Origin of the sequence: Kocuria sp. LUK, from assembly GCF_021012935.1 — a bacterium.
Taxonomy (GTDB): domain Bacteria; phylum Actinomycetota; class Actinomycetes; order Actinomycetales; family Micrococcaceae; genus Kocuria; species Kocuria flava.
The window spans coordinates 24,864-36,885 of record NZ_JAJMZI010000006.1 but is presented as its reverse complement, the minus strand read 5'-3'; the positions used below and the strand labels follow the sequence as shown (position 1 = coordinate 36,885).

General features: G+C 76.8%; 11 protein-coding genes, 1 tRNA gene and 1 pseudogene. 4 read left to right on the top strand and 9 right to left on the bottom strand.

Annotated features, from left to right (window positions below):
* The first annotated feature begins 47 nt into the window (after positions 1-47).
* Together LQU92_RS11685 and LQU92_RS11680 are read left to right on the top strand one after the other, a co-directional pair.
* Positions 48-530 carry a hypothetical protein gene (locus LQU92_RS11685; RefSeq protein WP_230780895.1) on the top strand — a complete coding sequence of 161 codons (483 nt, stop codon included), beginning with the start codon at positions 48-50 and terminating at the stop codon, positions 528-530.
* Between the two features lie 16 nt (positions 531-546).
* Positions 547-858 (top strand): hypothetical protein, encoded by a 312-nt coding sequence (locus LQU92_RS11680; RefSeq protein ID WP_230780893.1) that lies wholly within the window; start codon positions 547-549, stop codon positions 856-858.
* A gap of 31 nt (positions 859-889) precedes the next feature.
* Here the strand turns inward: LQU92_RS11680 and LQU92_RS11675 are convergent, their stop codons facing one another.
* The 5 genes from LQU92_RS11675 to LQU92_RS11655 all read right to left on the bottom strand — a co-directional run bounded on the left by LQU92_RS11675 (position 890) and on the right by LQU92_RS11655 (position 5,698).
* Entirely contained in the window at positions 890-1,660 is a 771-nt protein-coding gene (locus tag LQU92_RS11675) for a glycosyltransferase (protein WP_230780891.1), read from the bottom strand.
* A 215-nt stretch (positions 1,661-1,875) separates the two neighbouring features.
* On the bottom strand, positions 1,876-2,307 hold the full coding sequence (locus LQU92_RS11670) for an ATP-binding protein (protein WP_230780889.1): 432 nt from the start codon (positions 2,305-2,307) through the stop codon (positions 1,876-1,878).
* Positions 2,300-2,632: an STAS domain-containing protein gene (locus LQU92_RS11665; protein ID WP_101850727.1), complete on the bottom strand. Its 333-nt coding sequence runs from the start codon at positions 2,630-2,632 to the stop codon at positions 2,300-2,302. Before LQU92_RS11665 ends, LQU92_RS11670 begins: the two co-directional genes overlap by 8 nt.
* The gene (locus tag LQU92_RS11660; protein ID WP_230780887.1) at positions 2,616-4,592 is read right to left on the bottom strand and encodes a glycosyltransferase family 2 protein; all 1,977 of its coding nucleotides are present in this window, start codon (positions 4,590-4,592) and stop codon (positions 2,616-2,618) included. The genes LQU92_RS11665 and LQU92_RS11660 overlap by 17 nt, the downstream gene beginning before the upstream one ends.
* Positions 4,589-5,698 (bottom strand): PP2C family protein-serine/threonine phosphatase, encoded by a 1,110-nt coding sequence (locus LQU92_RS11655; RefSeq protein ID WP_230780885.1) that lies wholly within the window; start codon positions 5,696-5,698, stop codon positions 4,589-4,591. The genes LQU92_RS11660 and LQU92_RS11655 overlap by 4 nt, the downstream gene beginning before the upstream one ends.
* A gap of 134 nt (positions 5,699-5,832) precedes the next feature.
* Between LQU92_RS11655 and LQU92_RS15335 the strand changes: the two are divergent.
* A pseudogene (locus LQU92_RS15335) lies at positions 5,833-7,365 on the top strand (sensor histidine kinase); the annotation flags it as partial.
* Positions 7,366-7,495: 130 nt separating this feature from the next.
* Here LQU92_RS15335 and LQU92_RS11645 read toward each other — a convergent pair.
* Positions 7,496-7,571: transfer RNA gene (locus LQU92_RS11645), tRNA-Thr, on the bottom strand.
* A 228-nt stretch (positions 7,572-7,799) separates the two neighbouring features.
* Here LQU92_RS11645 and LQU92_RS11640 point away from each other — a divergent pair.
* Positions 7,800-8,585 (top strand): HAD-IA family hydrolase, encoded by a 786-nt coding sequence (locus tag LQU92_RS11640; protein ID WP_374229701.1) that lies wholly within the window; start codon positions 7,800-7,802, stop codon positions 8,583-8,585.
* On the opposite strand, the gene LQU92_RS11635 is transcribed toward LQU92_RS11640, so the two are convergent.
* From LQU92_RS11635 to tmk, 3 genes are read right to left on the bottom strand one after another with little or no spacing between them, the layout of a single operon-like run.
* Positions 8,537-10,141, bottom strand: coding sequence for an alpha/beta hydrolase (locus tag LQU92_RS11635; RefSeq protein WP_230780883.1), 1,605 nt, complete (start codon positions 10,139-10,141; stop codon positions 8,537-8,539). The two genes, LQU92_RS11640 and LQU92_RS11635, sit on opposite strands and share 49 nt — an antisense overlap.
* Positions 10,142-10,178: 37 nt before the next feature.
* Positions 10,179-11,318, bottom strand: a complete 1,140-nt coding sequence (locus LQU92_RS11630; RefSeq protein WP_058858135.1) for a DNA polymerase III subunit delta' — start codon at positions 11,316-11,318, stop codon at positions 10,179-10,181.
* Positions 11,315-12,007, bottom strand: coding sequence for a dTMP kinase (gene tmk, locus LQU92_RS11625; RefSeq protein ID WP_230780881.1), 693 nt, complete (start codon positions 12,005-12,007; stop codon positions 11,315-11,317). Before tmk ends, LQU92_RS11630 begins: the two co-directional genes overlap by 4 nt.
* Between the last annotated feature and the right edge of the window lie 15 nt (positions 12,008-12,022).

Below are 12,022 nucleotides of genomic sequence, written 5' to 3'. Positions count from 1 at the left end.
CGCCCGCGTAGGATGAGACGTCCGCTCGAGAAAGGATGGACCCGCCCGTGGGATTCCTGCGCGACTACCGCGCCGCCCGCCGCGACGAGGCCGAGCTCGGCACGGGGGTGTGGCGCCGCGCCCACGACCGGTTCCGCCGCGGCCTCGACCGCTTCCACCAGATCCTCGAGTCGCTGCCCGACCGGGAGGTCGTGCGGGCGGTCGCGCCCACGGCCAACGCCCTGGCCGACCTGCTGCCCGAGGTGCGGGAGGTGTGCGCGGCAGCCCATCACCGGGCACCCAGCCACAGCCAGGACATCCCCGCCTCGGCCGGCGGCTACCTCAACGACGTCCACCGCGAGCTCTCCCGCGCCGGCAACGCGATGGCCCAGGCCGCGGAGGCGCTGACCATGGCCCGCTTCGTGCGCGACGACGACGCCCACCGCCTCGACGCGGTGGCCCGCCGCGCCGAGGCCGTGCGCGGGCACGTGGACCGGGCCCGTGCGCTGCTGGCCGGCGCGGGCCGCGGGGTGGACCCGACAGGGTACTGATGGTTTGATGGGCGCCATGACCGCACCCGGACACCGCGCCCCCGACGACCACGGTTCCCCCCTGGGCCGCCCCGGCCCCGCGCCGCTGCACGGTCCGCCCGGCTACGACCTCCCGGCGGACCGGCGCCGCGCCTGGGAGCGGTCCGGCGGGCACTCCTCGGGCTTCCGGATGCTCCCCTTCCCGGGGTGGTCCACGCGCACCCGGCGCGGCACGCAGGTCACGGTCGGCGGCTGCTGCCTGCCCCTGCCGACCGGCTGCCTGACGACCACCGTGCTCACCGCGGCCGCGGTCGTGGTCGCGACCGGCGCCCGGCGGCGCGCGGGCTGAGCACCGCCCTCCCGGTGGGCCCGGCAGCGGCTCAGGCGGCCGCGGCCACCACGGGGCGGGCTGCCACGACGTGCCCGTCCTCCGGCGCCCGGGCGTGCTCCGGTCCCTCGGCGGCGGGCGTGTGCACCACCGGCTCGTGCTCAGCCGGTTCGGGCGCGGCGGGGCCGTGCTCGGCCGGTCGGAGCTCGGCCGGTCGGGGCTCGGCCGGTTCGGGCGCGACCGCTCCGAGTACCGCGGCCTCGTGTCCGGCCGCCCCCCGGTCGGCCGGGGCGTCGTCCGCCTGCAGGCCGGGGACGGAGACCGGTGCGCCCAGGCGCCAGCCGAGCGTCTCGAGGTCCAGGGCCAGGCGGCCGTGGCCGGTGACCGCGCCCTCGTCCCAGTAGCGGCCGAAGGCGGCGCGGACCTCCTCGAGGGCCTGGCGGCGCACGACCGCGGCCGCGCCCTCCCCGGGCGTCCGGCGGACGGGCACGGCGCCGACGTTGCGGTCGCGCAGGGCGGTCACCGCCTCCTCCAGGAACTGCACGGGCAGCTCGGCGTCCGCGTCCAGGACGAGGACGAGGTCCTCGGGAGCCATGCGCACGGCATCGAGGACCTGGTTGAGGGCCCCGGCCTCGTGCGCGGCGTTGTCGACGGTCAGCAGCACCTCCGTGCCGGCGTCGAGGGCGGGTGCGACGGCGGCGTCCGCGGCGTCGTCGCACACGACGACGATCCGCTCCAGCGGCCGGCTCTGCCGCCGCAGGGCGGCGAGCGTGCGGCCGATCCTGGCTCCGGCCCGGAGCGCGGGGACCACGGCGATGATCATGACGAACTCCTCCCCACTGCCGCTCCGCTCCCGCCCTGGGGCGGGGGAGGAGCGCTGAACCGGCCCCCCGACCGGTCCGAGCCGCCTGCCGCTCCCGCCGGACCGGTGCCCGGACGGGGGCGGGAGCGCTGCTGCTGGGGCCAACTGTAGACCCGCCCTCCGACAGTTCCCATCGGCACATCCGGGGACAGGCCGCCCGCGGCGGGGCCCGGGTGCTAGGGGCGGTCCTCCCCGTGCTCGCGGCACAGCTCCCACACGTTCGTGCCGTCGCGGCGCTCGAAGACGACCCGGCTGACGAGCGCCTGGATGAGCGCCAGCCCGCGGCCGGACTCGCTGTCCGCCGGGGCCATCGCGGCGGACAGGTCGACCCGGGCGGGGGCGGCCCCGATCTCCCAGATGACGGCCTCGAGCCGGGCCGGACCGGCGGAGAGGTCGACCTCGAGCTGCACGGGGTCCTGCGCGGCCGGCACGGCGTGGACCACCGCGTTGCCGGCCGCCTCCACCACCGCGAGGGCGAAGGCCATCCGGTCGGCCTCCGGCACGTGCCCGGCCTCGGCCCACAGCGCCTCGAGGTCCTCGTGGAGGGCGTCGACGGTCGCGGCCGTCGCCGGGCCGCGGCGGCGCCGGCGTGCGGTCGGCTCAGTCATGGGCGAAGGCGGCGTCGGCGGACTCGTAGGGCGTGAGCACCCGGTGCATGCTGGTCAGCTCGAGCACCATGCGCACCTGCGGGCGGACGTTGGCGATCCGCAGGTCGCCCCCCGCCTGGCGGGCCAGCTTGAGGCACCCGATGAGGGCGCCCAGCCCCGAGGAGTCCATGAACTCCGTGCCCCCGAGGTCGACGACGACGCGGGTGCTGCCCCCGGCCACGACCCCGGCGACCACCTCCCGCAGGGCCGGGGCGCCCACCATGTTCAGCCGGCCCGTCCCGGCGACCCGGGCGTAGCCCGGTCCCTGCTCAACCTCGAACTGCATTCCTGCTCCTCTCGTCGGATCCGTCGGCGGGGTCGTCGGCGACGAAGCCCCGGTACCTGGCCGCCCGCACGAGCACGCTGAGGACCAGCAGGTCGAAGACCACCCAGGCGACGTTGACCAGGGTGCCCAGCGGTTCGTTGAGCCCGAGCACCAGCCGGACCGAGCCCACGGCGACCGCCGCGACCAGCAGCGCCATCACGACCAGCTGCGGGCGGATCAGCCGCCACGCGGGTCCGCCGTCGCGGCGCGCCTTCGGGGTCACGGCGAAGCCGAGGGGCCGCCCGAACCACACGCTGCGCGCCGCGGTGGTGCAGGCGCGGATCCAGGTGGGGAACAGTGCCAGGCTGTACTGCTGCCCGCGCCAGGTGGACACGCCGCGGCCGACCACGAGGAACAGGAGCTGGTTGGCGGCCATGAAGGGCAGGAAGCGCCAGAAGAACTCCGGGCTCAGGGCCGTGACCGGCAGCACGCCCAGGACCAGGTACACGACGGGGGCCGCGAAGTAGACGACGGCGGCGAAGCCCGAGAGGCAGCTCCACACGGTGGCGAAGTACATCAGCCGCTGCCCCCAGCGCAGCCGGCGCTGGAGGAGCGGGTTCTCCCGCAGCAGCACCTGGACGGTTCCCTGGGCCCGGCGCAGCCGCTGGGTGAGCATCGTCCCGAGGTCCTCGGGGGCCAGGCCGTGCGCCAGGACCTCGTGGTGGTAGACGCTGCGCCAGCCCAGCCCGTGCAGGCGCATCGAGGTGGCCATGTCCTCGGCGACGGAGATCGTGGCCAGGGGCATCACGGGCTGGGCCTCGCCGGGGCGGTCCACGGACACGGCCTCCAGCACCTCGCGCACCGGGCCGATCGCGGCCAGCGGGGAGAGGTCGCCGCGGGACATCCGGTCCACGGCGGCCTCGAGCTCGTCCGGCCACACCATCGCCTCCGGAGCGGGCAGCTCGAGGGCGGCCAGCTCCGCCAGGTCGGCCTCGATGGCGGAGAAGTCCTCGGCGACGGTCCGCCGGGCGGCGGTCTCGACGTCGCGCCGCAGCCGGGAGGTCAGCTCGCCCAGCGGCGCCCCGGCGCGCAGCTCCTCCCGGGCGCGGGCGGTGGCGGACTCGACCGCGTCGAGCAGGGCGGCCACCGCGGGGTTCGCGGCCTCCGGTGAGCGGCGGGCGCGGCGCAGCGCGGCCCGGGTGCGCGCGAGGGACTGCCGGACGTCGCGCTCCACCTCGCGCACGCAGCCGTCCAGGCCCAGCTGCATGAGGGCCTCGCGGCGCAGCAGCGCGTTGGAGCCGCAGAAGGACGCGGCGTTCCAGCCGTCCCTGCCCTGCTGGATCGGCCCGTGGAACAGCGGGGCCTGGCTGCCCAGGGGGTCGTCGGCGGGCACGTTGACGAACCACCGGGGCGTCTGGACGAGCGCGACCTCCCGGTCGTCGAACCAGCCGAGGGTCCGGTCCAGGATCGCCGGGTCCGGGACCTGGTCGGCGTCCAGGACGAGGAGGAACTCGCCCTGGGTGAGCATCAGGGCGTTGTTGAGGTTGCCGGCCTCGGCGTGCCGGGGCCGTCCGTCCCGGTCCTCGGTGCGGGTGAGGTAGCCGATCCCGTGCTCCGCGGCGAGGGCCTCGAGCCCGGGGCGCGCACCGTCGCCGAGGATCCAGGTGGTGTGGGGATGGCGGATCGCACGGGCGGCCAGGGCCGTGCGCAGCACCAGGTCGAGGGGCTCGTCGTAGGTCGTGACGAACACGTCGACGCTCGCCCCCGGCGGCGGCGGGCCGGCCGGACCCCGCCGCCGGACCCGCCAGACCGTGAGCCCGAACAGGGCGACGTCCACGAGGCCGTAGGTCTCGGCCAGCACCAGCGGCACCGCGATCCACCACGCGTCCCAGTTCAGGGAGACCAGCCAGCGCCACGCCACGTAGTTGACGCCCAGCACCAGCACGAGCAGCACGAGCACCCGGACGAGGAGGCGGTTCACGCTCCCGCCCCGGGGGCCCGGCGCAGGACCACGGCGGTGAGGTCGTCGCCGGCCGCGCCGTCGGGGACGAGGTCCAGGACGGCCCGGCACACGGCCGGGGCGTCCTCCTCCGCGCCCGCGGTCACCGTCGCGGCGACGGCCGCCAGCGCGTCCCCGACGTCGTCGAACGCGTCCAGCAGCCCGTCGCTGACGACGACGAGGGCGTCGCCGGGGGCCGGGGCCAGGCGCCCGGGCACCCACCGGGCCCCGGGCACGGCGCCCAGGGGCGGGCCGCCGCCGGACAGCCGCCGCGCGGTGCCGCCGCTGACGTGCAGGCCGAGGCCGTGCCCGGCGTCGACGTAGTCGATGCTCCCGGCCACCGGGTCCAGGCGGGCCGTGAACACGGTCGCGAAGGACCCGGAGGGCTGGAGGTCCTCCTCGAGGCGGCGGCCGGCCTCGGCGAAGGCCTCGCCCAGGTCCGGCCGGCGGGCGGCCGAGCGCAGCACGGCGCGCACGGTCGCGGCGATCAGGGCCGCGCCCGTGCCCTTGCCCATGGCGTCCGCGACGCTCAGCTGCAGGCCGGGCCCGGCCGGGCACCAGTCGAAGAAGTCCCCGCCCACGTGGCGGGAGGGCCGGCAGACGCCCGCCAGGTCCCAGCCCGCGAGCGGGGGCGCGGACGGGGGCAGCAGGCTGCGCTGCACCTCGGCGGCCCGGCGCAGCTCCCCGGCGTCCTGCTGCTCGGCGCGGGCGCGCGGGCGGCGGAACATCGCGTCGATGCGCGCCTGCAGCTCGCGGGGGCTGAAGGGCTTGCTGATGTAGTCGTCGGCTCCCGACTCGAGGCCCTCGAGCCGGTCCGCCTCACCGGGGCGGGCGGTGACCATGAGCAGGTACGCGTCGGAGAACTCCCGCAGCCGCCGGCAGGCCTCGAGGCCGTCGAGGTCGGGGAGGTTCAGGTCCAGGGTGACGAGGTCCGCGTCCTCGCGGCGCACCGCGTCGAGACCGTCCCGGGCGGTGGCGGCGGTGGTGACGCGGAAGCCGCGCATCTCGATGGTGCGGGCGAGGAGGGTGCGGATGTCGTCGTGGTCCTCGATGACGACGGCACGGCGACCCTGGGGGGAGGGGGTCATGCGCCCATTAAGCCGCTAATCTTTGCAATTGTCATGCCGACCCCCCGGGATGACGTCACACCGTCGCAGGAGCGCCCGTGGACCGCGTCCTCACCGTCCTGTCCCTCGACCGCGTCCGCTTCCACGAGCTGTCGATGCGGCGCCGGGTGCTGCTGAGCCAGCTGCCGTTCGCCCTGGTGACGCTCGTGCTGGTGTCCGGGCTGTGGGTGGTGCACGCGCCCCTGCGCGCGGACCCGCGGCTGCACGCCTGCGTGCTCCTGACCGTCCTCCTCACCGCGGCGTGCGCACTGGTGCCGTGGCACCGGCTGCCGGACGGGGCGTTCCTGGCGGTGCCGGTGCTCGACTTCGTGCCGCTGTCGCTGCTGCGGGAGGCCACGCTCAGCCACGTCACCGGGGTGGGCATCATGGCGGCGCTGCCGGTGACCTGGCTGGCGGCCTCGGGACGGCTGCCCCGCGCGGCCGCCCCGCTGGGGGCGCTGCTGACCCTGGCCATGGTGTGGGTGCCGCTGCTGCTGCCGGCGCGGCCGCTGAGCCTCCAGGCCCTGGCCTCGCCGCTGCTGATCCCGTTCATGCTGCTGGGCATCGGGCTGTCCATCCAGGTGCTCGCCAACAGCATGGAGCGCCAGCACGCGGAGCTGCAGGCCAAGGACGCCGAGCTGCGGCGGCTGCTGGAGCGCAGCGCCCGCCGGGAGCGGCTGCTCGACGCGGTGCTGGACACCGTGGACGTCGGGGTGCTCGTGGTCGACGCCGACGGCCACGACCTGCTGATGAACCGGCGCCAGCGGGCGATCCACCGGCTGTCCCTGCCCCCGGGCCGCGAGGACGGGGCCGAGGCGGAGCTGCTGGTCCACGCCGACCCGCAGGGCACGCCCATCCCGCCCGAGCGGCGCCCGGCGGCGTGCGCCGTGCGCGGCGAGGCGTTCACGGGACGGCTCGTGTGGGCCGGACCCCCGGGGACGCAGCGGGTGATCTCGGTCTCGGCCCGGCCGCTGCGCGACGACCGGGGCCGGCGCGAGGGGTCGGTGCTGGCGTTCAACGACGTCACCGACCTCGTCGGCGCGCTGCAGGCCAAGGACGAGTTCCTGGCCGGGGTCTCCCACGAGCTGCGGACCCCGCTGACCTCGATCCGCGGCTACACCGAGCTGCTGGCCATGGACGAGGACCTGCCCGCCGCGGTGCGCGGGGGCCTGGAGGTGATCGAGCGCAACGCCGACCAGCTGCTGGTCCTCGTGGAGGACCTGCTCCGCACGGCCGCGCAGGCCCGGCAGCTGCAGCCGGTGGCCTGCGACCTCGTGGCGGTCGTGCGCCAGTCCGTCGCCGCGGCCGAGCCCCAGGCCGCCCGCGGCGGGGTGGAGCTGCGGGTCGAGGCGCCGCTGCGGCTGCGGGCCGTGTGCGACCCCGTGCGCACGGGACAGGTGCTGGACAACCTGCTCTCCAACGCCGTCAAGTACTCCCCGGAGGGCGGGCCCGTGACGGTGCGGGTGGAGCGGGACGGGGACACGGCCCGGTTGCGGGTCACGGACCGGGGGATGGGCCTGCCCGCCGAGGACGCCGAGCGGGTCTTCGACCGCTTCGGGCGCAGCCGCAACGCCCGGATGAGCGCGATCCCCGGCCTCGGGCTGGGCCTCGCGGTGGCGCGCACGATCGTCGAGGACCACGGCGGCACCATCCGCTGCGACAGCGTCCTGGGGGAGGGCACGGTGTTCACCGTGGAGCTGCCCGTGCGCGGGCCCCTGGGCGGGCACGGCCCCGGCACGGCGGAGGCCCCGGTCCGTGCGGACCGGGGCCTCGAGGCGGTGGAGCCCCCTGCCGGAATCGAACCGGCGACCTTTTCATTACGAGTGAAACGCTCTACCGACTGAGCTAAGGAGGCGTGCACCGGCCGCCGGGGGCGGGCTCAGTGCGAGTGAAACTGTAGCAGAGGACGCCGCGGCGCCCCCAATCCGGCGGGGCCCGCCGGCGGCGCCCGGGGCCCGGGAAGTTCCCGCGCTGTTCACCGCGGCGTCGGCCGGGCCGCCTTCCGCCCGCCGGGGCCCCGGCCGACCATGGGGGCACGACGACGGGGCGACCGGCCCCGCCGGACCCGCACCGGGAGGACGACGTGGGCATACCGGCCGAGACCGCACGAGGGCTGCGCCTGGCCTTCCTGGACATGTCCGGGACGATGTTCCACGACAGCGGCACCATGGAGCGCGCCTTCGCCCGCACGGTCGCCGACCTCGGGGTGGACCCGGACTCGGAGCGCTTCCGCGCGATGCTCGCCCACGTGCGGACCACGCTGGGGCAGTCGCGCACCGGTGTGCTCGAGCACCTGTTCGCGGAGGACCCGCAGCGCGCCGCGCGGGCCGTGCGCGGCTTCCGCCACCACCTGGACGAGCTGCTCGCCGCCGAGCCCGTGCGGCCGGTCGAGGGCGCCGAGGAGGCCGTGCACGCCCTGCGCGCGGCCGGGCTGCAGGTGTGCCTGGCCACCGGCTACGACCGGCACACGCAGAACACGCTCCTCGAGCAGCTGGGCTGGATGGGCCTGGCCGACCTGAGCCTGTGCCCCTCGGACGCGGGCCGCGGGCGGCCGTGGCCCGACATGGTCCTCACGGCCGTGCTCGCGCTCGACCTCGGCGACGTGCGGGAGGTGCTGGTCGTGGGGGACACCGCCGCCGACGTCCAGGCCGGGCTGCGGGCGGGCTCCGCCGCCGTGGCCGGGGTGCTGACGGGGGCCCACGACGAGGCGTCGCTGCGCGCCGCCGGCGCTCACGTCGTCGTCGGTTCCGTCCGGGACGTGCCCGCGCTGCTGGTCCCCGCCCGGGCGGCGGGCACGGCGCGGACGGCCCCCGGCCCGGCTCAGGAGCAGGTGGTCCCCTCCGCGGGCAGCTCGCCCTCGAGCAGGTAGGCGTCCACGGCCTCGCGCACGCACGCGCTGCCCGAGGTGTAGGCCGTGTGGCCCCAGCCGTCGTAGGTCAGCAGCCGGGCGTTGTCCAGCTGCTCCACGAGGGCCTGCGACCACGCGTAGGGCGTCGCGGGGTCGTGGACGGTGCCCACGACGAGCAGCGGGTCGCTGCCCTCGGCGTCGACCGGGCGCGGCTCGCCCTCGGCCTCCAGGGGCCAGCCCTGGCAGGCCGCCTCGCCGTAGCCCAGGTACGGGCCGAAGGTCGGGGAGCGCCGGGTGAGCTCCTCCTGGTGGGCGGCCAGCTGCTCGTCGGTCATCGGCGAGTCGGGCTGGTCGAGGCAGCTGATCGCGGTGAACGCCACGGTCGTGTTGGTCGTGTACTCCCCCTCCGGGGAGCGCCCGTGCGTCGCGTCGGACAGCTGCAGCAGGGCCGTGGGGTCCCCCGAGAAGGCGCTGCCCAGCGCCTTGTCGAGCCCCTCGTAGGTCGAGGGCGAGTACAGCGGCGCGAGGATGCCCTCCACGACGGAGGTGGCGGTGACCCGGCGCCCGTCGGCGGCGGTGAGCCCGCCCTCGGCCGCCGTGGCGATCAGCTCCTGGATCCGCTCGAGGGCCTGCTCCTCGGTGCCCTCGACGACGCAGCCGCGGATCTCCTCCTGGCAGTGCCGGACCCAGTGCCGCAGCGTCCGCTCGAAGGACTCGGCCTGGTCGGCGATCGCCTCCGCGTTGCTCAGCGTCGGGTCCACGCCGCCGTCGAGCACCATCCGCCCCGCGCGCTCGGGGAACAGCTCGGCGTACACGGCCCCCAGGTGGGTGCCGTAGGAGAAGCCGAGGTAGTCCGTGCGCTCCTGGCCGAGCACGGCGCGCAGCACGTCCATGTCCCGGGCGGCGCTCTCCGTGCCCAGATGCCCGACGAGCTCCCCGGCCTCCTCGGTGCAGGCCCGCCCGAGCCGCTCGTACTGGTCCCGGATCTCGTCCGCGGACTGGGTCTCCGGGTCGAAGGCCGGCTCCTGGCGCCAGGCGTCGAGCTCGGCGTCGTCGAGGCACTGCACCCCGGCGGAGCGGCCGACACCGCGCGGGTCGAAGCCCACGACGTCGTAGGCCTCCCGCACGTCGGCGGAGACCAGGCCCTCCGCGCTGAGCATCGCGTCCACCCCCGAGACCCCGGGCCCGCCCGGGTTCAGCAGGAGGGCGCCGCGGGACTCGCCGCCGGCGGCCAGGCGGGCCATGACCACCTCGGTGGTGGGCCCGGCGGGCTCGTCCCAGTCCACGGGCACCTCGACCGCCGCGCAGCGCAGGTCCCGGTCCGCCCCGCCGGTCTCCGCCTCGAACGCGCACGGCTCCCACTGCACGGTCTGCGCGTAGAACCCGCGCAGGTCCTCCGGCACGCCCTCGACCACCGCGCCGGTGGCCCCGCCCGAGGGGGCGTCGGCGGCCGGGTCCGCGCCCGGGCCGGCGCACGCGCCCAGCAGCAGGACGGCGGCCGCCGCGGCGGCGGCCCGCCCGAGGGGAGGCCGTCCGGGGGTGCGGGCGGCGCGGCGGGGGAGGGCGGGGCGGCTCATGGGTCTCCTCAGGGGGGTCGGAGGGGGGGCGTCGGGCTCAGAGGAGGGAGACGGCCATGGCCTCGAAGGCCAGCTGGGCGCTGACGTTCGTGCGGATCCGCTCGCGGGTCCGGCTGATGGCGTCGATCCGGTGCAGGGTCCGCTCCGGCGTGGTGTTGGCGGCGTGGTCGGCCAGCTCCTGGCCCAGGTGCTCGTTGACGAGCCCGGAACCGGTGCGCAGCTGCAGCGTGAGGACGTCGCGGTAGAACGTGGTGAGGTCGATGAGGAAGCGGTCCAGGGTGTCGGTCTGGATCCGCCGCGAGCGCCGCTTCTGGTCGGCCTCCAGCCGGTTGAGCGCCCCGCGGATCGCAGGGGGCACCCGTCCGGACTCGGGGGCGCCCAGCGCCACGAGCAGCTGCTTGCGCTCCTCCTCGTTGCGCGCCTCGGCGTCCGCCCGGGACTCCTCCACGGCGATCCGGTGCAGCCGGTCGGCCGCCCGCACGGCGTCCGGGACCCCGCCCAGTGCCAGGGGGAGGGAGACGACCTCCTGGCGGCGGGTGCGGGCGTCGTCGTAGAGGGCCAGGCGGGTGGCGATGCCCACGTGGGACTGGGCCAGCCGGGCGCTCTCCTCGGCCCGGCGGCGGTCCACCCCGTGGCGGCGGACCAGCAGCTCGGCGACGTCCGCGACGGCGGGGACCTTCAGGGTCGCGGGCCGGCACCGGGAGCGGATGGTCACGAGCACGTCCATGGGGCTCGGGGCGCACAGCAGCCACACCGTGCCCGGCGGCGGCTCCTCGACGGCCTTGAGCATCACGTTGGAGGTCCGCTCCGCCATGCGGTCCGCGTCCTCGACCACGATCACCCGGCGCCGGCCCACCGAGGGCTTGTCCTGGGCGCGCACCACGAGCTCGCGGGCTTCCTCGATGGTGATCTGCGGGTTCTCGGTGACGAAGTGGGTCAGGTCCGCGTGGGAGCTCGCGAGCACGGTGCGGCACGCCCGGCAGTGCCCGCAGCCGCGCTCCCGGGGGTCCTCGCGCTCGCACAGGAGGGCGGCGGCGAAGGCCAGGGCCGCGTTGGAGCGGCCCGATCCGGGCGGGCCGGTGAACAGCCACGCGTGGTGGGGCCGCTCCTCCCGCGCCGCCCGCTGCAGCTGCCCGACCACGGCCTCCTGCCCGATCAGCTGGTCCCACACGCTCACGCGCCCACCTCCGCGGCGGCCAGGCGCTCGTGCACGGCGGCGGCGACGGCCCCGGCGAGCTCGGCCTCGGGCCGGCCGGCGTCGAGCACCAGGTAGCGTCCCGGGGACCGTGCGGCGAGGTCGAGGAACGCCCGGCGGACGGCGTCGTGGAACGCGTCCGGCTCCGTCTCGAGCCGGTCCCCGGCCCCGCCGTCGCGGTCCTCGCGGCGGGCGCGGCCGGTGCCGGCGGGGACGTCGAGCAGGACGGTGAGGTCGGGGACGAGGCCCGCGGCGGCCCACTCGTTGAGCTCGCGCACCCGGTCGACGCCCAGCCCGCGTCCGGCGCCCTGGTAGGCGGCCGAGGAGTCCGCGAACCGGTCGCAGACCACGACGCGGCCGGTGGCCAGGGCCGGGCGGATCAGCTGCTCGGCGTGGGCGGCGCGGGCGGCGGCGAACAGCAGCGCCTCCGCGCGGGGGTCCACGGGGGCGTGGGCGGGGTCGAGGACGAGCTCGCGGATCCGCTCGCCCAGCGGGGTCCCGCCGGGCTCGCGGGTGCGCACGACCTCGCGGCCCTCGGCGCGCAGCGTCGCGGCCAGCCGCCGGGCCTGGGTGGACTTGCCCGCCCCGTCCCCGCCCTCGAGCACGACGAAGAGCCCGGGTCCTGCCGGGGCAGGTGCGGGCACGGGAGCGGGGTCCGCCGGGGAGGTCACGGGCCCAGCCTATCG

What these genes read in the sequence shown, in the direction of transcription:
- LQU92_RS11680 (WP_230780893.1), top strand. Translation starts at nt 547, where the DNA reads ATGACCGCACCCGGACACCGCGCCCCCGACGACCACGGTTCCCCCCTG.
- LQU92_RS11675 (WP_230780891.1), bottom strand. Translation starts at nt 1,660, where the DNA reads ATGATCATCGCCGTGGTCCCCGCGCTCCGGGCCGGAGCCAGGATCGGC.
- LQU92_RS11670 (WP_230780889.1), bottom strand. Translation starts at nt 2,307, where the DNA reads ATGACTGAGCCGACCGCACGCCGGCGCCGCCGCGGCCCGGCGACGGCC.
- LQU92_RS11665 (WP_101850727.1), bottom strand. Translation starts at nt 2,632, where the DNA reads ATGCAGTTCGAGGTTGAGCAGGGACCGGGCTACGCCCGGGTCGCCGGG.
- LQU92_RS11655 (WP_230780885.1), bottom strand. Translation starts at nt 5,698, where the DNA reads ATGACCCCCTCCCCCCAGGGTCGCCGTGCCGTCGTCATCGAGGACCAC.
- LQU92_RS11635 (WP_230780883.1), bottom strand. Translation starts at nt 10,141, where the DNA reads ATGAGCCGCCCCGCCCTCCCCCGCCGCGCCGCCCGCACCCCCGGACGG.